This window comes from Bradyrhizobium sp. 2S1, assembly GCF_011516625.5.
GTDB classification, from domain to species: Bacteria; Pseudomonadota; Alphaproteobacteria; order Rhizobiales; family Xanthobacteraceae; genus Bradyrhizobium; species Bradyrhizobium septentrionale.
This window is the reverse complement of the sequence record NZ_CP147717.1, coordinates 4,874,593-4,892,602: the sequence shown is the minus strand read 5'-3', so window position 1 is coordinate 4,892,602 and position 18,010 is coordinate 4,874,593. Positions and strand designations below refer to the sequence as shown.

Genomic DNA, 18,010 nt, shown 5'->3' with positions numbered 1-18,010 from the left:
GTTGGCTTTGCAACCGAATCCTACGCCGCATCAGCGCTTTACACCACGCTCGCCAGCCTCTCAGGCGCACTCTGACGAATAAGACGGGCTAGCATAGCTGAGCGTGTGGGACCGGATGGGGGATGATCCACGAATGGCACGACAGTGCATCGCCGGGCCGCAAATTTTTCGTTTCGTTTGCCTGATACCGTTTCTTTCGGCCCATACAATGCTTGGAGATTTTTTCCAAGAGCACTGTATGTTACTTCGTCAATCAAGAATTGCCCAGGGCGCGCGGCCGCTTCCAGTCGAACCGCAGTCGCGATGACTGTTCCAGCGATCTCTTGTCCGCCTCCGTCACGAGGTTGCATGTGAAGCTCGCCGGTCGCTCCGCCAATTCGAAACCACCGTATGGCGGAGGCAATCGTTCGGCCTGAATTGTGTACTTGTGCAGCTTCATGAACGGCGACGGCGAAATGGTGCGCTTGGGCTGCCTGCTCGAATGCCAAAATCGCGCCGTCACCGGTCGTAGCCAAAACAACCTTGTTACGTTTGAGTTTGACGGCCTTAAGCCCCGCCTCCACAAAGTTCTGGATCTGATCATTGAATTTTAGAACGAGAGCGGCTCCTAAGTTCTCCTCGATAATGCGAGCCACATCGCTGTATCTTACCAGATCAAGTTCAACGACGGTCTTGGTCGTCATGCTGTTCGCTCCATCACGAGTAGTCGGCACGATCTTTTTGGACGTTCCGGAACGCAATTCGATGTTAGGCTACTCCAAAACTGGAAAAAAGACATCCCGACAGTTTTTGGCCCTTCTCGGACTTCGTCCCATGACCGCGCTCAGGCCGCTCTCGGCGGAATACCGGACATGCAGCTAACGAGATAAGAAGCAGGAAACAGCCCATCGCAGCGTTGCTGTGCCCCATTGGATTTGGTTAAAAATCAGTCCGTGCGACGCACCTAAGGCTTGCCTAAAGTTATCCTGGCAAGAGGAGTTGGCAAGCAATGGCATTATTTAAATCTTCTAACCCCGAAAAGACGGTGCAGCGCGACCTCGACGCGGCCATCAAGACCCGCGAGCGCCTTTCGGCTCAGATCGTTGAGTTCGAGCAAGCGATTGTGCGTCACGCGGCTGCTGCGAAGCAAGCCGCGCTGACTGGCGACGACGCCGACCTTGACCGTGCGGAGGCGGCATTGCGCGCGGCATAGGACCGTAGCGCCACCTTGAAGGCGGCTCACTGCTGTTGATCAGCAGTTGGAGCGGCTTGAGCGTACCAAGGCCGAGATTGCAGATCGCAAGGTGCGCGCTGAGACCGCCGCCGAGATCGAACTGCTCGTTCGGAAGTTGACCGAGGTCGGCGCGGAATTCAACGGCACGGCGGAGCGCCTGTCCGAGCACACACACACCGGGCCGTTCCGATTGTGTATGACGCGCTGGGGCTCGACAAGTTCATGGCGATCTGTCGCGCGGAGGTGCCTGCGGCGCTGGACTTAGTCAACACGCTATTGCGTGCGCATGCTGATGCGGTAGTCGCTGGCGTGGCACCAGCCACGCTGCCGCGCAGCGATGATCAGGCACAAGCGCGCGAACCCGCTCAGCCGGAGGAGCCGCACTTCACCTATCGTCCCGTGAAGCGGCTGAAGGCATTTGTATCGTAACGGGCGTGTTCTAACTTCTCGCAATCCGGAGAAAGCTCATGAAATTTGCGCCGCCCGGCGCTGAGCCGTACCGGACAGTGACCCGAATTGACGGTTGGGTTGGGAATGATCCGACCCACCTGCCGAACTCAGTTGCGGTGAAGATCGCCGCTGCGATGCCCTCCCTCAGGGGTCCCAGTGAAATTGACCGCATTCGCGCTCGCATGACTGTGCGTCAATTGCGTTACGAGCGCTCAAAGAAGATCCGTATCGCGTGGCGGTGGCGTTTCGGCTTGCTCACGCGATCCGATGGATCAACTGTGGAGTCGTAAAGATGTAGGTCATCCACCAGTACAAGCGGCCAGCTCAATCGGGTGAGCTGGCCGCCAACCATCACGCAGATGCCTCCGCCCTGTCATAACTTGCACAGATCGGACGTGAGGCAATCAGCGACATCAAGGATCGGAAGGTACGGCGGAGGTAACCGGCCCGATGATCTTGAATGGCCCCGATGTGCAATCCCGTCGGGGCCAACGTTTTAAGCGGACGGTAGGCAAATTTATCGCCTTGACGACGAGGAGTAAGGCTATGACCATGGGTACGGTCCTCAAAATGGGTCTCCGCCTGTCAAAGCAGGGATACCCGTACTTCGTTGAGAAGCCTGAAATGCCCCGCATTGTCGACCGTTGTCTAAATTCGGTGGCGTACCTCTACCCCTCGGAAGCGGAGGCAGAGGATGGCGTGAAACAGGGCGGGAGTGGTTTTTTTGTCGGTATCCGACTGGGTCCGGCTAACATGGAACTGCTGTGCGTTGTCACCAACAGGCATGTCGTGGACCGAGGCTCGGCCACCGTCCGCGTGAACACGCCGGATGGCAGGTTCGATATCATCCCGCTCGACGGCGCGAAGTGGCACTACCATCCGGATGGTGACGATATAGCGGTCTGCCCGATTGGCATTAATACGACGCTGCACCAGATCAGCAGTATCTCAAGCGATGCATTTCTCACCAAGAAGATGATCGAACAATATGATGTGGGCGTCGGCGACGACACATTCGTTGTCGGCCGCTTCACTAGCCGCGAAGGGAAGGCCCGCAATATTCCGTCTGTTCGATTTGGTGCTATCGCGCAAATGCCAGCGGAGCCAATTGTATTGGATGGCGGAATTGCGCAAGAAAGCTACTTGATCGAGGCTCGTTCGATCCCGGGCTATAGTGGCTCTCCCGTTTTTTTCACTATTCCTCCGGCTCCAGGTCCGCCGCCCATTGTCAATCCATCCGATGACATCAAAGCGCAGATGCCAGAATTTCTCAAAATGGTCGGGTACAATCAGAAAAGGCAGAACTACTATCAGTTAGGACCTTGGCTTCTGGGCATCGATTATTGCCATATCTACGATACGGTGCCGGTGATCAACAGCCTGACTGGCGCTCCCGTCGCTAACATGCACGTGCGATCCGATACAGGAATGATGGGAGTAATCCCGGCTTGGCGGCTTACTGATATCTTGGAAGGACCGGGTATTGTGGCCGTCGTGAACGACTATAAGGCGGCCATTGAGCGAGGAAAGAAGGAGCAGGATCGTTAGCCTTGACTATTTCCGCTACCGAAGTCCCGTCGATCCGACGACGCGAACCAACCACACTCGCCGAGATGATTTCGCCTATCGCGTTAACGCGGCAGCACAAAAGCCTGAGTTCAGAAGATTAAACGGGAGCGTGCCGGATCAAGGTTCTCATCGCAATCGCGGCTGCTTGCCTGCCCATTTGCCGCGGGTGGAACGGATCATCGAGCCTGTGAGCACGCTCTGTCCGTGCGGTTGCGGCGCCATGACGAAGATCGGCGAGGACGTCAGCAAACGCCTCGACGTGATCCCGGCGCAATGGCGGGTGTTGGTCACGCGCCGCCCGAAATACATCTGTCGCCACTGCTCGGGCCCTGTCGTGCAGGCGCACGCACCGGAGCGCGTCGTGCCCAGCGGGCTGCCGACCGAAGCGGCCATCGCGCACGTGATCGTCTCCAAGTTTGGCGACCATACGCCGTTTGTACGCATACGACGGAGGCCGCCTGATTGACGCATGCGCGCGGGCACGGCGAGGTCTATGATGGCATTGGGTGAAGGGTGAAGGTCAGGCGGCCTGCTGATTGGCTGGCTTGTCGGCCTGGCGCAGGAGCTTCCATTCCCAGGGCAAGAGCTCGTGCAGACGCGATGCGGGATGATCGGCGATACGGGCCAGGACGTCGGCGAGCCAGGCCTTGGGATCGACGTCGTTGAGGCGACAGGTCGTGATCATCGTCAGCATGATGGCGGCACGGTCGACGCCGCGCTGGCTGCCGGCGAAGGTCCAGTTGCGCCTTCCCAAGGCGATGCCTCTCAATGCGCGCTCAGCGCAATTGTTGGTCAAGCAGAATCCTGCCGTCGTCGAGGAAGCGGGCGAAGCCGTCCCAGCGCCTGAGCATGTAGTTAATCGGCTTCAGGACCTCGGAGGAACGCGAGAGGGTTTCGCGCTCGCGGAGCAGCCAGGCATGCATGCCGATGACACCGGCGTTTTGCGTGGCCGCGCCTTCTTCTGCGGGTCGAACAGCGGCTCGAAGCCGCTGTAGCAATCCGCCTGCAAGATGCCGGCGAAGGCGGCCAGATGTCTCTGTGGATGCTCGCCTCGTCGGTCGCTCGAGGCGTAATAGACCGCTGCCGGCGGCGCAGGCCCGGCGAACGGCCGGTCATCCCGCACATAAGTCCAGATCCGCCCGGTCGTGCACTTGCCCTTCGCCAGAATACGGATGGTGGTGTCGTCGCCATGAAGGCGCTCGGCAGCGAGCACGTGGCGTTCGATCAAGTGGAAGAGCGGCATGACGGCGAAGGTCCCGTGGCCGACCTGGTCGGCCGGCGTCGACAACGGCAGGTCGATCCCCTCGGCCTTAAAGCGCGCACTCTGGCGGTTGAGCGGGATATGCATGCCGAACTTGTCGAACAGGATCGTCGCCAGCAATTGTGGGCCGATGAAGCCGTTGTCCTCGAGAAGCGGCTTGCTCTTTTCCTGGCGCACGGCGCGCCGCTCGTCGGCGCCGCGGCCGTTGATGGCGCGCTCGATCTCGAACAACGTATCGAGGCGTCTGACAGCCTCCAGCGCGATCGGGGAGACCGGTTTGCCTTTCTTGCCTTCCCGAGCATTTTTCTCGATATCAGCCAGCTCGAAGAAGCCCCGCCGCGCATGGCATGGAACGGCGCGGGCGGCTGGCTGATCTTCTCGCAATCGCGGCAGGTGAACTTCTCGCGTACCGTCTCGATCAGCTTGAAGCGGCGCGGGATCTCCTCCAGCGTCTTGGTCACATCCTCACCGATCTTCGCCAGCCGCGATCCACCGCAGCAGGCGCAGGTCGTTGGAGTCTCAATGACGACGCGCTCGCGTTCGATATCGTCAGGCCATGGCTTGCGCACCGGCCGCTTGCGCATGAAGGGGCGGACGTTCTGCGTCTTCGCCGCTGCGGCCTGTGCGGCAAGCTCATCCTCGCTCGCCGTGGTGACGAGTTCTTCGAGCTCCAACTCCAACTGCTCGAGCAGCCGTGCCGAGCGCTCGGATCGCTGCCCGTGCAGTTCGCGTTTCAGCTTCTCGATGCGCAACTCGAGATGAGCGATCAGCGCCTCGGTATCCGACAGTTTCGCCTGCGCATTCGCGGCTTGCGCCTGCCAGTTGGCGGCCTTCGCCTCGGCTTTCTGTCGCGCCTCACGCTCGGCCTGCAGCGCCGCCAGGGCACTGACAAGGTCCGATGGAAGATCATCCGGCTTCGATATCATGGAGCCATTGAATCAGATCAAGCCGCAGATTCAAACCGTAAAACGACTATCCGACCCGCGTCGGACGCTGGGTTTCTTGAGGGTTGCGCCAATCGATCCCGGACAACAGATAGCTCAACTGCGCCGGAGAGATCGTTACCGATTCACCAGCAACCGATGGCCAGATGAACCTGCCTCTCTCGAGTCTTTTGGTGAACAAGCAGGCGCCCTGGCCATGGTGAGTCGGCCCCGGGGGTTGCACCCGGAGCCGCTCTCCGAACCGTACGTGACGCTCTCACGTCATACGGCTCTCAACAAGTAACGAGGCAGAACTCAACATCGCCCAATGAGCGAACAGCTTCGGCCTGCGGCAGCGGATCAATCTGAGCCAGGTGGAGGCTCTGACTTTTCCATTCTTCAGCCCTTTGTATTTGCGTCGCGCCCAGCGGTTAAGAGATTCGTCGACATATCGATACAGGTTGTGCATTTCTGACCGCCCATATCTGCCGTAGTACTGCCTCCATCCACGAAGGACGGGGTTCAGTTCCAAGGCAATTGCGTCGACTTCCGTCTGCGAGCGAAGCCTGAGGCGGAGCTGCCGGATCGTCATACGCATAGACGTCATCGCCGCCCTGCTGACCGCTGGCGAGAACGTACAGAAGTTTTCTTTCTTCTGATGGTTTCTTGCCCTGCGCGGTCGAAAGGTAAATCCCAGAAAGTCAAATGACTGACTGGCATGGCTACCCGGGCGATTGCTGTCTTTGCAGTAGACGATCTTGGTCTTGTCGGGATGCATTTCGAGTTCGCATTCCTTAAACCTTGCTTGCAGCGCCGCCTTGATGGCTTCCGCTTCAGCCTTGGTTCGGCAATGAACGAGCCCGTCGTCCGCGTATCGACACCACGGCGACTGCGGGAAGTTCCGCGCCATCCATGTATCGAACGCATAATGCAAGAACAAATTGGCAAGGACGGGACTGATCACGCCGCCTTGGGGTGTGCCCCGGTCGCGAGCGGTGATCGCTCCGTCTCTGTCTTGCATCGGCGCTGTTAGCCAGCGTTCGATGTAGAGCAGAGCCCATTCGTCTTGCACATGCTTCCTGACGGCCTTCATAAGCAACTTGTGGCTGATATTGTCGAACAGGCCTTTGATGTCGAACTCCAGCACCCAGTCCATCCTCCAGCACCGTTGCCGGGTGACGCCGACGGCGTCCAGCGCGGATTTTCCGGGCCGGTAGCCGTAGGAATCGGGAAGGAAGATTTCCTCGAGTGCTTGTTCAATCTGCAGCTTGACGACCGTTTGCGCCACGCGATCTGCTACTGTCGGCACACCTAGAATGCGTTGCCCGCCGTTCTTCTTGGGAATGGAGACAGCCCGAACGGCAGGTGGAAAGTAGCTGCCAGAAGACATTCGATTCCAGACCTTGTAAAGGTTGCCCTTCAAGTCCTTCTCAAAAGCTTCGAGCGACACCTTATCCACGCCGGCCGAGCCCGCATTGGCTTTGACCAATCGGTAGGCCTTCATCACTGTCTGCTTGTCGATATCGTACTGCTTACGTCCGGTTACACTCACATGTCCTCCTGCTCATCACAGTTGCATATGGGAGCAACCCACTTGTTTCGGCCCCTTCGCTCCAGTCCCATTACAGCACCTTCATCACTACTACGAGCCGATCCGCCCCAGTGTTGTGCTTCGGTACTCTCGTCTCGCGGTGTGCGCCGCTTGAACTTCTCCCTTGGCATCACAACGACTGGTTCCTGCAGTTCTCTACAAGAGCCTGTATCCAGATCGCGTCCCCTAAACGCCGGTCGCCATCCGCGCAGTAATCCAGGCGCCTCACGGATTGATCTCAGGGATGGCACGCGCCCCTGATTTTGGCGACGCCTTAGTAATTTTCGACGCGTCATCGGAAGATTCGCTTTCGCTCGCCTTCTGGATACTTACCTGCCCCGTACACCCGGGACTTTTGCAACACTTGCTCATGACCGCGCCTTTTAAGCGAAGCCACAGTGTCGTGGTTTTGCATCTGCGCCTGAAACGCCGATGCAGGAGGGCCATCCTCCATCTCTCATAAAGCTGTACGCATTAAATTCGGTTATTCACCTCCTTCATGCTCTGCAGCACACCGTGCCAAATGACCTTCAATAGATCACCGCGTTTGCCCCGGAAGCAGAAAAGACCGCCGCCCATGGCGTCGCGCTTGAGCACTTCCTGCACGCGCAGAGCCAGGCTCGGAAAGCCGCACCGCATGTCGGTATGGCCCGTCGCCAGCCACACCCGCACGCCCGTCGGGATCGGGATCATCGGCGCGCCAGGCCCCGAGCAATTCGAACGACCGCCTCGATATCCGCACCGGGGCCGAAGACCACGCGCAGCCCCTGAGGGCTCACGATTTCGATCTGACCTGTCTCGACAGCTTCCGTCGTTGGCGGCGTACTTGCCGCAACTATCGCAGGGACGAATGTCGGGCCGATCGAATCCTCTTCGGCCGGATCATGACAGGTCCAAGCCTTGCGCCAGCTCAGCAGAAGCTGACGTGATATCCCATACCGGCGAGCCGTCGCCGACACCAGTCGTGGCCCCGAGAAGCTCTCCTCTACGATTCTGAGCTTCTCCGCACGCGTCCAGCGTCGCCGCCGACCGGTCTCCACCAAATCCATGCGGCTCAGCACCGCACTGTCCTTATGTCCGTCCATAAGGACAGTCAGCTACAGATCGGAAAAACTCGCAAGACGGCCGCCCTCGGACGGATACGAAAAATGCTCGGGAAGGCAAGAAAGGCAAACCGGTCTCCCCGATCGCGCTGGAGGCTGTCAGACGCCTCGATACGTTGTTCGAGATCGAGCGCGCCATCAACGGCCGCGGTGCCGGCGAGCGGCGTGCCGCTCGCCAGGAACAGAGTAAGTCACTTCTCGAGGACATGCATGCCTGGCTGCTCCGCGAGCGCGAAACCCTCTCGCGTTCCTCCGAGGTCCTGAAGCCGATTAACTACATGCTCAGGCGCTGGGACGGCTTCGCCCGCTTCCTCGACGACGGCAGGATCTGCTTGACCAACAATTGCGCTGAGCGCGCATTGAGAGGCATCGCCTTGGGAAGGCGCAACTGGACCTTCGCCGGCAGCCAGCGCGGCGCCGACCGTGCCGCCATCATGCTGACGATGATCACGACCTGTCGCCTCAACGACGTCGATCCCAAGGCCTGGCTCGCCGACGTCCTGGCCCGTATCGCCGATCATCCCGCATCGCGTCTGCACGAACTCTTGCCCTGGGAATGGAAGCTCCTGCGCCAGGCCGACAAGCCAGCCAATCAGCAGGCCGCCTGACCTTCACCCTTCACCCAATGCCATCATAGACCTCGCCGTGCCCGCGCGCATGCGTCAATCAGGCGGCCTCCGTCGTATGCGTACGCTAAACTGGCGGCCGGACGGCTCCTATGAGCTAGTCAACGGCGCGGTCGAGCAGGCTTGGGATTTCGGCCGCGGGCCTCCGGAGTCGCTGTCGGAGCTGCGCCAGATTCTCGCAACGGACCCGAAGATGCAATTGCTAGTCGGGCACGGCCTGTTTGACCTCGTCACGCCTTATCTCGGATCACAGATCGTGCTCGACCAATTGCCGCCATTTGCCTCAGCACCGCGCGTCAAACTCGTAGTCTTTCCAGGCGGTCACATGTTCTATTCACGAGATGGCTCGCGCCACGCGTTTCGTGCAGAGGCCGAAGCGATTATGAAGTAACCCGGACCACCGCGAACTAGGTCACAAGCATGCTCGCGTTCGCACGAGCATAGTTATGATCTTTCAACGAGATCCGGATGAACTCCTAGCACCAGCTTCAATCGGCGCGAGACTCGGCTACGATCATCGTGAATCAAGCAATTGGGCGGGAGTTTATTTGTTGACTAAGCTTGGACTCGATTCTGGTCTGCCAGACCTTCCCGCTCTACCTGTGGCGCGGCGGTTTCGGTCAGGATTTGAGGATTGGCCTCAGGCTGCCGCCGATCGGCATCTTGTTCTATGTCGTCGCCGGCCGTACGCACCTCGTGCCGTGGATGATGGGACAGACAGGCGAAGCCGTCGACGGCAGGGGCATGGCTGGCAGGTCCATGGTATCCGTAAATCCACGGTCGCGATCCAGCTGCTGACGATGGTTCTCCCGCGTTCCTGCCAGCGCTGCGCCTCCTGTGTCAGACGAATTCGAAAAGCGAGCCAATCGCGCCTGCCGTTCTCACGCAGGCGCACGCTCAAACGGCGCGGGTCGGTCGCCGCATTTTTGATGTTGCCTTCGCTGAGATTGCCTGCCGCTAACTCTTTGATGAGCGCGTCGACCCCGCGCGTCCGGCCGGCTGCCTCGCGTAATGAATGCGACGCTTCGTTGAAGAAACCTCTGACTGCCCCGCGTCTCGCGAGGGTTTTTTACTCCTGCTCCCGCCAAGGGCTTTGCCGCCCCCGATCTGATGCGTGACCACAGTCCGCGGATTTTTCCGCTCTTGGCGTGAACCGCAGCGTCTGAGTCCGGCAAGCTGTAGCGTTCGCTGCTGAACGGGTCATCCCGCAAACTGGACTGCGGCGCTAGGGCGAAGCTCCAAGCTGAAAGCGGGGAATGTCCACGCTCGCCCGCGCACCGCTGAGCGCGCCGCCTCTAGAACCAGGGTGTGGCGGCATCCGCATCGAACCGCCGATATCGCCTCGGCTGATCCGTCCACGGCCCTCTGCGACAGCCCGATCCGGCGAAGGCGAGCTTGCGGGGGTCCCATCCGTCGAATCAACCTGCAAATCCTCCATCCGCCGCTCAAAGTTGCTTTGCTGGCTTGCGTTGCCTGCTCGCGCCTGTTGCGCGGCGTACTCCTCGATTCAAGCGCCCGAATTGAAGAAGGGGTCGGTTGGATCCATCCTGCTCTCCTTGCGATGGTACAGGGCTTGCGCAATCCGCACGCCTTACAAGGCCGCAAGCGGCAGCCGTTCAGCGGTCGTTGGATTCTGGAGAATACGGGATCCAGCTTTCGAAAAGCTGACAAGAATTAAGAATTCGCAGCCGGCAATGTCGATCGCTTTGCTTTTCTTCTAAAGGAGGCAACGAGAATCTGGCGCGCTACGATGGCCGCCCCTGCCCGAATGCGAGTTGCTGTGGACGAGCCGCCCGAGCGCAACGAGGCTCGGGTCAAAGGGTTTGAAAACCCTCCACTTCCCGAGCGTTCGTCTAATTTTTATCTTGAAGGTTCGCTGGACAGCCAATCTATCGCGCCCCCGAAGAACGCTTTCAGCGACCATTTCGCGGCTTCGCTGTCAGTCAATTGATGAGAATGAGGCTCGCGGCCTGCGGGATTGGCCCCGATGCTGGAGGATTTGTATTCGGCATAGTAGGCCGTCCTGAACGTATCCGTCTTGCCGGGGGCCCATTCGCGCCAGCCTTCCGCAATGACCGGCGCATCGATCTTCGTCGACAGGAAGATCACTGTGGCATAGGGGCGCCAAGCGCGGCCAAGCGCAACATAGCGCGCACCAGGCTCGGCAGTCAGCCTGCACTGATCGAACACAAAGGCACTGTCCTCGCCCGGTGCTCCTTTGCTCTGCGCCGTATACACAACCGCTTGATTTGCGATGCCGTGCAACTCACAGCGCCTGAAATAGGCCTTCGCATTGCCAAAAACGAAGTCGATATGCCCCTCGATGTAGCAATCAGAGAAGTACTGCCGCGACATTCGACCGTTAGGGCCCTTACCGGCGAACAATGTATCCTGGGCGCCAAGCAGGCGAACATGGATGATTGCGTCCCGGTCGCCGGTCACCGATAGCGCCACGGCCTGCGAAGCTGGATTGTCCCCCTTGAGGGAATAGTCGTTTTGGACCGTCAGATTGTCGAGCCGGAAGTCATCGCCCGAGGCGTTGAGCGTCGCAGAACGGGCTGTCCCTCCCACGTTGATTGCGCCATCGCCGTACACGATGATCGTATCATCCGGCTTTTTGCCGGTACCTTTGAGATGAACACCAGGTTTGAGGACTTTGACCTTTTCGCGATAGATGCCAGGCGCGATCTGGATATCCCCGCCTTGCGGTGGCAGTGCGTCAATGGCTGCCTGCACGGAGTGATAGGCCGTCTCTCCGGCGTGCGACACAAAAAGCAACTGAGTATCGGCTGCCGAGACAGAGCAACATTCCGCGAGAGCCGCAGCGGATAGCGCGATCATTCGCATATGACCTTCTCCATCCGATCCGCTGCGCGCTCGATGATCGATACAAACTGCCGCAGCGCAACAGCAGCCGAACCTTGCCAACGCAGCGAGTATGCCGCCGGGAACTTGCGCGCGATTTCCAGAGCGGCTGACCGCGACAAGTCTTGTCGGAAAGCTTGGCAGGGACGTGAGCGCCATGAAACGACCCGGGGCGCAACGCCACTCAATCTCAACCGCATTGACACGAAACCTGACCCGCCGGACACGAAGTTGTTGTGGTTACGCATTAACTAGTTCCGGAAGGCCTTTGCGCATTGCTCCCACCCGCCCGGCCCCCTCTCTCCAGCCCGGCCGGGCAGCGGCGGCGACACTGCAGAATGATCGGCGGTTACATTGGCGTTTTCCAGCCGCCAAGTCGCAGACTCGGCAAACCGAACATCCTCCAGCGTCACGTCAAGTGCATGCTTGCCGTCTACACCGCGCATCAGCAGCGTACCGTTGTCGCCGCGCACATGGCGCAGAGCGATCCGGCGATAGACTGGAATGCTGAAGCCCCGTGCGTGTGGATTGTACTTTGTATCGAAGGCGATCGGCCATCGGTTGCCGCGCAGACACACGTTCTCATATGTCACTCGCTCCACCAAGCCGCCTCGACTGACATCGCTCTTGATGCGCAGGCCGAATGTCGTGCCATCCAGCGTCAGGTCTCGCACCAATATGTCGCTGGCGCCGGAGTTCACTTCGCTGCCGATCGACATTCCATGTCCCCAGCCGAAGTAATTGTCGACGATGGAGATATGACGGCTTGGGCCATTGTCGCCGGCTTTGATGGCCACGTTATCGTCTCCAGTGCGGATAAAGCTGCGGGTGATGGTCACATCCTGGCTGGCGCCAGGGTCGATGCCGTCGGTGTTGCGGGCCTCGGCCGGCGCATCGATCGTGAGCCCCCAAAAGGTGGCACCCTCGACCCTGTTCATCACGACGTGGAAATTGGGCGCATTGCGTAGCGTGACACCATAGAACGTGATGTCCTGCGCCTGATCGATCTGGATCAAACGCGGGGCGTTCTGATTGCCGCTCTCAGTCTGGGCGCGGCGGGCCAACTGCCACCAAGTTTCGGTGCTGCCGGCCATGGCTGCTCCACCCTGGCCATCGATGGTGCCGTCGCCATAGATGCCGCCGCCACGCGTCTTGGAAAAGCTGATGAACGGACGGCAACCATCGCCCTTGCCTGCGATCCGTCCACAATGGCGCCGGCCTTTGTCATAGAGAGCTGGTTCGGCCATGGCGACAAGCGTGGCGCCACGTCCGATCCATAAGGTGACGCCTGATTTCATCCCGAGCGGGCCCGAGAAGTACTGGCCGCGGCCCAGATAGACCGCCGCGCCGGCGGGGCAATGGTCGATGGCGTCTTGCAACCTGGCCGTATCGTTTGTGCCAGACGGCACCGGGCGGTCGCAGACCGTGTGAGGTGCAACAGGTTCGGCAACAATGCGGCGGTCCTGCGCCTTGGCCATAGGGCAGAAAACCATGAAAGCAACGAAGGACAATAAGGCCCAGTCGCGGAAACGCTTTGTCATCGACTACCTCGAGCTTTGCCGCCCGCATCCCTGCAGCATGCTTTGTGTGAAGCTGAGCGCTGGCTGGATCGGCCGTAGCGCGGCTCACTGGCCTGGGCAAGATGACATTTATAAGACGCAGAGGAGGCGTGAACCTTGCAACCCGGCGAAAGCGCCTTGCTTGTGAGCGAACAAAGATGAGCCGGTCAAAACGGCTGATCCCAACACTTGTCACGCGCGTGAGCGTTCGCGGCTTGGCTTCTCGCCACTTGCACTTGTGCGCGAATTCTTGCGCTCTACACCGCTCAGCCATTGCACCAAGCCAAGCCCCTGTTGCGAAGACCCGGTTGGCAGCCTACTTCCAGCTGTCGCTCGGTCGGACGCTGCCCCCAGCATCCGCTCGCAGGTTAGCGGGATCCGAGACAGGCTCCAATTGACGTGGTCGCACGTTACGCTCTCCGACCTCCTGCGCACGTGCGCTGAAGTGTCCCAGAGCAGATCGATGAGCCGTCTTCACGCTTCAGCGTTTGCTCGAGCTCTGTCAATTCTGCTTGGTACCTGGCCACATCCGATCGCGCGCGAAGGAGCTTGACTTTGGGCTCGTCTCGTCGCCTCGATTCCTCTTCAAGCCGCCAATTATCCTCGATCGGCTCAATGGTCATTTACGTACGGTCTCCGTTCTGCAGATGACTACAATCCTCAAAGCCTTGGACTGTTGATCTCCGGCAGAAGGTGGACCTTTGCCAGAACGACTTGAGGAACTGTTCACAGCAAGTTGTTCGAATTGTGCGAAGCACGTTTAGGATCGCCATTCGTCGATACCGCACAGAGTCAATCTTATCCTCGGCGCAGGACCGAAGCCCCACCGGAAGATAGAGAGCTTGCCAGGCGAGGCTGCGTCTCCGATGCAGCTGGCTGACCACTTGAAATGAACGAGCAAGCTTCATCTGACTTACAGATCAGGTGCCGCGAGATCGCAATAGTCGCCGCAGCGGATGCTCGGCACATCGAGCAACCGACGTGCCAGTGACGCCGACGGCCGTTTTTGACGAATCGCGGCACCTCTCGGCGCGCGGTCTGGATACCGACGTCTGACTGTCGGGCTTCGGACAACCGACGTCTTCGATCACTGGGCTGAAATGGCTCATACAACAAGTGGTCTGGGCGGACTGACCAAGCACACACCATCGAGTGCGCAGATCTCGAATCAATGCTCTTCCACCTCGGCGCAGCTTTGCAAATGAGAGCTGAGGGAATATCGTGGCGCTCGATCAGCTGTCATCGTGGGACAGCCTCTGTGCGGCTCAACTGAAACGGCGCCGGCAGGCGGCTTGCCGTCGGCGAAGTCAGCTGCCGCCTTGGCGTGCAGCTTGGCCGAATCGAACAGCGACAGCTGTGTATCCTCCGGCCCGATCAGCAGGCCGATCTCGGTGCAGCCGAGGATGACCGCATCGGCGCCTCTTGCGCGACCGCGCGCGATGATTTCAATAAAGGCCTGACGTGACTGATCCGAAATGACACCGCAGCAAAGCTCATTGAAAATAACATTGTGGATCCGGCTTCGATCCTTCTCGTCGGGCACGATCGGCGAAAGATCGAACCGCTCACGCAGTCGGTCACAATAGAACGGCTGCTCCATTGTGTAGAGCGTGGCCAGCAACAGCGGCCGCTTGATGCTCGCTGTGACGAGAGCTGCTCCGGTCACATCGATGATGTGGATGAGCGGCACGCCTAGGTTCTCCGCGACCGTGTCGGCAATCAGATGCATCGTATTGGTGCAGATGAGGATGCATCCAGCACCACCATCCACCAGCTGTCGAGCGATCTTCGCCAAACGTTTGGCGGCTTGTTCCCAGTCTCCCGCTCTCTGCAGGGCGTTGATATCCTCAAAATTCACCGAACGCAGCAAGATGTCGGCGGATGCCAGGCCGCCGCGTCGCCGGCGCACGATTTCGTTGATTTCCTTGTAGTAAATGGCTGTGCTCTCCCAACTCATCCCCCCGATGAGTCCGATCGTCTGCTCCACTTTGGTGTTCTCCACTTCAACCGAACGCCACATGAGCTTAACGTGCCGTATGCAGCAAATCTCGGCATTGTTTCGCTCGATATCGCTGGTAAGCGCAAATCAAACTCCTTATTTCTCCAATCGCAAAAACTATTTGCGCCCGCCCCCGAAGCCGGCTGAAAGGACATGCCTCTTGGACGATCGCGATCGAAAGATTTTGGACCGCTTGCAAGCGGATGCATCGATTCCGGTCACAGAGCTTGCCAAATCGACCAATCTATCGGTGTCCGCCTGCTGGCGTCGCATCAAGAGCATGGAAGACAGCGGCTTGATCAGTCGGCGCGTCGCACTGGTGGATCGCCGCAAGGCCAATCTGCCCATGACGGTGTTCGTGGGTGTACGCACCTCACATCATTCGATCGGCTGGGTAGAGGACTTCCGCCGCACTATCGCCGACATTCCAGAGATCGTTGAAGCCTATCGCCTAACGGGCGAGATCGACTATTTGCTGCGCCTCGTCGTGCCGAGCGTAGATGTTTACGATGAGGTTTATAAACAGCTGATCACCCGGCTCGACTTCGCTGACGTCAGCTCATTCATCAGTATGGAGGATCTGAAGTTCACCACTGCTGTACCATTGAGCTATGTTTAGGGTGCCGCGCAACGGCCCACCCTTGGCAGTGAAATCGATCAGAAAATCCATTCATTGCGATACCGCAGCTATGCCCACGTGGCCATCTGGATCAACTCTTAAAGGACATTCCCCATACGCGCTGACGGCTCCTATAGTGTCAATCGCCGCCTTACTGATCCGATCGCGCCCGACTAGCCCGTCTTATTCGTCAGAGGGCGCCTGAGAGGCTGGCGAGCGTGGTGTAAAGCGCTGATGCGGCGTAGGAGCTCACTTCGAGCAGGGCAACATCTTGATGCGGCAAGACAAACCACGAGCTGCTCTGCAATCCTATCTGGCCGCGGCCGAGATCAATTCCAAAAGCCCCGATCTGCAAAGCAATCTCTTCAGCGCTGCAGGCCTTGGGATTGCGGTCATTTTTGCTCCTATCGACAGAAGCGATCCGATCGCTGTCATGATGATAGTAAATGTGCTTCGAATTTGCACCCTGCTCTCCATCTCCTTCACGGACGAGATCGATTCTGTTTTGAGCTATGCTTCAATCGCTGTCCTGAGCTTGGTCCAGCCCGTCTACTTGTCCGCGGAAGTCTCTTTCTTCCGCCGTATCACATCCGAAGACAGCATGATCTCGGTGCTTCGCAACATCGCCAACATCGACTGGCTCACATATCTGCTCGGAATGTTTGCAGGTGCCATGCTCGTCGACCAGCTGCACTTGCCCGGCGTTTTGGCTCTCAACTTATCGGCGGTCATGCTTTCCTTGATGGTGCTCTTTGGCATCAAGCAGCGTTCCAATAGACTTCCGTCAGTCCTTGAATCGCCGTCCTCGGGAACCATGTTGGATTTGGCGCCGCTCTATCCCGCGTTCTTTGCGGTCCTTCTTCTCAATCTGGGAGCGGGCCTCATCAACGTCTATCCTGCAATACGTGCCACAGCTGCAGGAGTGCTTGATCGAGGCGTTCTATTGACGTTTGTCATGACGAATGGCGTTTTCGCCTTGCTGGGCGCGCTAGCTGTCAAGCCGATTTTCGACCGGTTGGGCGCCTTACCAACCATCGCCGGGGCCGCGGTGCTACTCGCGGCATGCCTGGCAATCATGTCACTCGATGCGGGCCTGCCTGTGGCGATCGCTTCCAGCAGCGCGATGCTTGGCTTCGGCCAAATATTTGCGGCTGCCGCTCACACGCACATGGTTTCGTTAGTGGCGCCGAATCGAGCCGGCCGCCTTTCCGGGCTGTTTCAATGTTGTACTTATAGCGGCGTCGCAGGCAATGGCATGTTTTTTCGTTTCTGGATGATCAGCTCTCTTTCCGGCTGGTCGTGCTGATATGTGCAGCTAGCGCATTTCTCGCTTTCGTCGTCCCGACCTTCGCCATAGTCAGATCCAGGCATTCTCAAATTTCATGTCCTGTCGATCGATAGATCCACGATGCACACTACGCCACGCGATCAGCTGCGCCTTCTAGAACGACCCTTTGCAGATCCGGCATTTCCGGGGCAGGAGTTCTATTGCTGGCAATGCGCCGTGCTGGAGGGGGTGCTGTCCGCGTTCCCAAGTCGGGCCACCAATCTCGACCTTCACCGGATTGCTTGGCTGCGGCCACGAACCGAGCTCATCGAGAGGCTCGGCCCCGATCATCAGTCCGTGCCCGTTCTCATTTTCGAGAAGGGAAGCGTTGCACCGGGGAAAAGCGGAATACGCGAAGGGGTTGGCCTATGTCGACGATCCTTTTACAATCCTGCATCTCTTAGCAGTGCACCACGGATTTCCGGCCCCTCATCCGTGAAGACTCTGCCTCGTGTGAGCCTGCTATGGAAGTCGACACGCGGCCATCAACGAACTCACGTGACGAGTGAGCCTGCGGGTACAGTTTCAATTGACTACCTGCTTCGCCTCTTGAGACACGTCGTGGAGCGGCGACAATGGATAGTCCCGGCTGAGTATTTCTGCCAATACCCTCCGCCGAAACTCTTTAACAGCGACCATATTTCGCGCGTGCTCACTGACAAACATGTAGATTGAGCGATCGATCGGCACAAAGCCAAATGGAGCCACAAGCTCCCCCTTTTTAAGGTTGCTTCTGACCAGAACCTGCGACGATATTGCGGCTCCAAGTCCGCTTTTGGCCGCCTTGACAGCTAGGGGAATGTATCGAACACGACGTCACGCGATCCCCGCAAACATATTGCAGCTGCGTTGGCCCATTCGTTCCAGGCGTCCAACCTGACGGACGCGTGCAGCAGAGGAATTGA

The 18,010-nt window shown here is 58.8% G+C and carries 14 protein-coding genes and 7 pseudogenes; 9 read left to right on the top strand and 12 right to left on the bottom strand.

Translation table 11 applies throughout. The features are described 5' to 3' along the window. Positions 1-38: 38 nt before the first annotated feature. Positions 39-683, bottom strand: coding sequence for a hypothetical protein (locus tag HAP54_RS23135; protein WP_166303984.1), 645 nt, complete (start codon positions 681-683; stop codon positions 39-41). A gap of 305 nt (positions 684-988) precedes the next feature. On the opposite strand from HAP54_RS23135, the gene HAP54_RS23130 reads away from it, so the two are divergent. The 4 genes and pseudogenes from HAP54_RS23130 to HAP54_RS23115 all read left to right on the top strand — a co-directional run. Continuing rightward, positions 989-1,192, top strand: a complete 204-nt coding sequence (locus HAP54_RS23130) for a hypothetical protein (RefSeq protein ID WP_166302400.1) — start codon at positions 989-991, stop codon at positions 1,190-1,192. A gap of 213 nt (positions 1,193-1,405) precedes the next feature. After that, the gene (locus HAP54_RS23125) at positions 1,406-1,642 is read left to right on the top strand and encodes a hypothetical protein (protein ID WP_166302403.1); all 237 of its coding nucleotides are present in this window, start codon (positions 1,406-1,408) and stop codon (positions 1,640-1,642) included. A gap of 567 nt (positions 1,643-2,209) precedes the next feature. Next, a complete protein-coding gene (locus tag HAP54_RS23120) occupies positions 2,210-3,211 on the top strand; it encodes a trypsin-like peptidase domain-containing protein (protein WP_166302406.1) in 1,002 nt (333 codons plus the stop codon). 154 nt (positions 3,212-3,365) lie between these two features. Further along, positions 3,366-3,674, top strand: a pseudogene (locus HAP54_RS23115) (IS66 family transposase zinc-finger binding domain-containing protein); the annotation flags it as partial. A 78-nt stretch (positions 3,675-3,752) separates the two neighbouring features. Here HAP54_RS23115 and HAP54_RS23110 read toward each other — a convergent pair. The 7 genes and pseudogenes from HAP54_RS23110 to tnpA all read right to left on the bottom strand — a co-directional run. Continuing rightward, positions 3,753-4,631: pseudogene (locus tag HAP54_RS23110) on the bottom strand (IS66 family transposase); the annotation flags it as partial. A 63-nt stretch (positions 4,632-4,694) separates the two neighbouring features. Then, positions 4,695-4,805 (bottom strand): annotated as a pseudogene (locus HAP54_RS52565) (hypothetical protein); the annotation flags it as partial. Positions 4,806-4,826: 21 nt separating this feature from the next. Beyond that, a pseudogene (locus tag HAP54_RS23100) lies at positions 4,827-5,419 on the bottom strand (IS66 family transposase zinc-finger binding domain-containing protein); the annotation flags it as partial. Between the two features lie 46 nt (positions 5,420-5,465). Next, complete coding sequence (tnpB, locus tag HAP54_RS23095; RefSeq protein ID WP_166293650.1) at positions 5,466-5,660, bottom strand: IS66 family insertion sequence element accessory protein TnpB; 195 nt, start codon at positions 5,658-5,660, stop codon at positions 5,466-5,468. A gap of 33 nt (positions 5,661-5,693) precedes the next feature. Beyond that, on the bottom strand, positions 5,694-6,920 hold the full coding sequence (ltrA, locus tag HAP54_RS23090) for a group II intron reverse transcriptase/maturase (protein ID WP_166306448.1): 1,227 nt from the start codon (positions 6,918-6,920) through the stop codon (positions 5,694-5,696). Between the two features lie 561 nt (positions 6,921-7,481). Further along, entirely contained in the window at positions 7,482-7,700 is a 219-nt protein-coding gene (tnpB, locus tag HAP54_RS23085) for an IS66 family insertion sequence element accessory protein TnpB (RefSeq protein WP_166294299.1), read from the bottom strand. Next, the gene (gene tnpA, locus HAP54_RS23080; protein ID WP_166202956.1) at positions 7,697-8,092 is read right to left on the bottom strand and encodes an IS66-like element accessory protein TnpA; all 396 of its coding nucleotides are present in this window, start codon (positions 8,090-8,092) and stop codon (positions 7,697-7,699) included. The genes tnpB (HAP54_RS23085) and tnpA overlap by 4 nt, the downstream gene beginning before the upstream one ends. Positions 8,093-8,151: 59 nt before the next feature. On the opposite strand from tnpA, the pseudogene HAP54_RS23075 reads away from it, so the two are divergent. Together HAP54_RS23075 and HAP54_RS23070 are read left to right on the top strand one after the other, a co-directional pair. Continuing rightward, positions 8,152-8,718 (top strand): annotated as a pseudogene (locus tag HAP54_RS23075) (IS66 family transposase); the annotation flags it as partial. 79 nt (positions 8,719-8,797) lie between these two features. After that, positions 8,798-9,127 (top strand): annotated as a pseudogene (locus tag HAP54_RS23070) (peptidase S10); the annotation flags it as partial. Between the two features lie 1,469 nt (positions 9,128-10,596). Here HAP54_RS23070 and HAP54_RS23065 read toward each other — a convergent pair. From HAP54_RS23065 to HAP54_RS23055, 3 genes are all read right to left on the bottom strand, one after another. Continuing rightward, positions 10,597-11,583, bottom strand: coding sequence for a pectinesterase family protein (locus HAP54_RS23065; RefSeq protein ID WP_166303981.1), 987 nt, complete (start codon positions 11,581-11,583; stop codon positions 10,597-10,599). Positions 11,584-11,852: 269 nt separating this feature from the next. After that, positions 11,853-13,142 carry a glycoside hydrolase family 28 protein gene (locus tag HAP54_RS23060; protein WP_166303978.1) on the bottom strand — a complete coding sequence of 430 codons (1,290 nt, stop codon included), beginning with the start codon at positions 13,140-13,142 and terminating at the stop codon, positions 11,853-11,855. Between the two features lie 1,186 nt (positions 13,143-14,328). Further along, positions 14,329-15,180 carry an aspartate/glutamate racemase family protein gene (locus HAP54_RS23055; protein WP_166303975.1) on the bottom strand — a complete coding sequence of 284 codons (852 nt, stop codon included), beginning with the start codon at positions 15,178-15,180 and terminating at the stop codon, positions 14,329-14,331. Between the two features lie 139 nt (positions 15,181-15,319). On the opposite strand from HAP54_RS23055, the gene HAP54_RS23050 reads away from it, so the two are divergent. The 3 genes and pseudogenes from HAP54_RS23050 to HAP54_RS52560 form a co-directional block, all read left to right on the top strand. Beyond that, complete coding sequence (locus HAP54_RS23050; RefSeq protein WP_029084424.1) at positions 15,320-15,778, top strand: Lrp/AsnC family transcriptional regulator; 459 nt, start codon at positions 15,320-15,322, stop codon at positions 15,776-15,778. A 274-nt stretch (positions 15,779-16,052) separates the two neighbouring features. Beyond that, positions 16,053-17,084, top strand: coding sequence for an MFS transporter (locus tag HAP54_RS23045; protein ID WP_166303970.1), 1,032 nt, complete (start codon positions 16,053-16,055; stop codon positions 17,082-17,084). Between the two features lie 102 nt (positions 17,085-17,186). Then, positions 17,187-17,420: pseudogene (locus HAP54_RS52560) on the top strand (DUF3088 family protein); the annotation flags it as partial. A gap of 210 nt (positions 17,421-17,630) precedes the next feature. Here the strand turns inward: HAP54_RS52560 and HAP54_RS52555 are convergent. Continuing rightward, a complete protein-coding gene (locus HAP54_RS52555) occupies positions 17,631-17,906 on the bottom strand; it encodes a LysR substrate-binding domain-containing protein (RefSeq protein ID WP_166308259.1) in 276 nt (91 codons plus the stop codon). Positions 17,907-18,010: the final 104 nt, after the last annotated feature.

Coding starts and splice junctions, on each gene's coding strand:
- HAP54_RS23135 (WP_166303984.1), bottom strand. CDS start 683: ATGACGACCAAGACCGTCGTTGAACTTGATCTGGTAAGATACAGCGAT.
- HAP54_RS23130 (WP_166302400.1), top strand. CDS start 989: ATGGCATTATTTAAATCTTCTAACCCCGAAAAGACGGTGCAGCGCGAC.
- HAP54_RS23120 (WP_166302406.1), top strand. CDS start 2,210: ATGACCATGGGTACGGTCCTCAAAATGGGTCTCCGCCTGTCAAAGCAG.
- ltrA (WP_166306448.1), bottom strand. CDS start 6,920: ATGAAGGCCTACCGATTGGTCAAAGCCAATGCGGGCTCGGCCGGCGTG.
- tnpB (WP_166294299.1), bottom strand. CDS start 7,700: ATGATCCCGATCCCGACGGGCGTGCGGGTGTGGCTGGCGACGGGCCAT.
- tnpA (WP_166202956.1), bottom strand. CDS start 8,092: ATGGACGGACATAAGGACAGTGCGGTGCTGAGCCGCATGGATTTGGTG.
- HAP54_RS23065 (WP_166303981.1), bottom strand. CDS start 11,583: ATGCGAATGATCGCGCTATCCGCTGCGGCTCTCGCGGAATGTTGCTCT.
- HAP54_RS23060 (WP_166303978.1), bottom strand. CDS start 13,142: ATGACAAAGCGTTTCCGCGACTGGGCCTTATTGTCCTTCGTTGCTTTC.
- HAP54_RS23055 (WP_166303975.1), bottom strand. CDS start 15,180: ATGTGGCGTTCGGTTGAAGTGGAGAACACCAAAGTGGAGCAGACGATC.
- HAP54_RS23045 (WP_166303970.1), top strand. CDS start 16,053: ATGCGGCAAGACAAACCACGAGCTGCTCTGCAATCCTATCTGGCCGCG.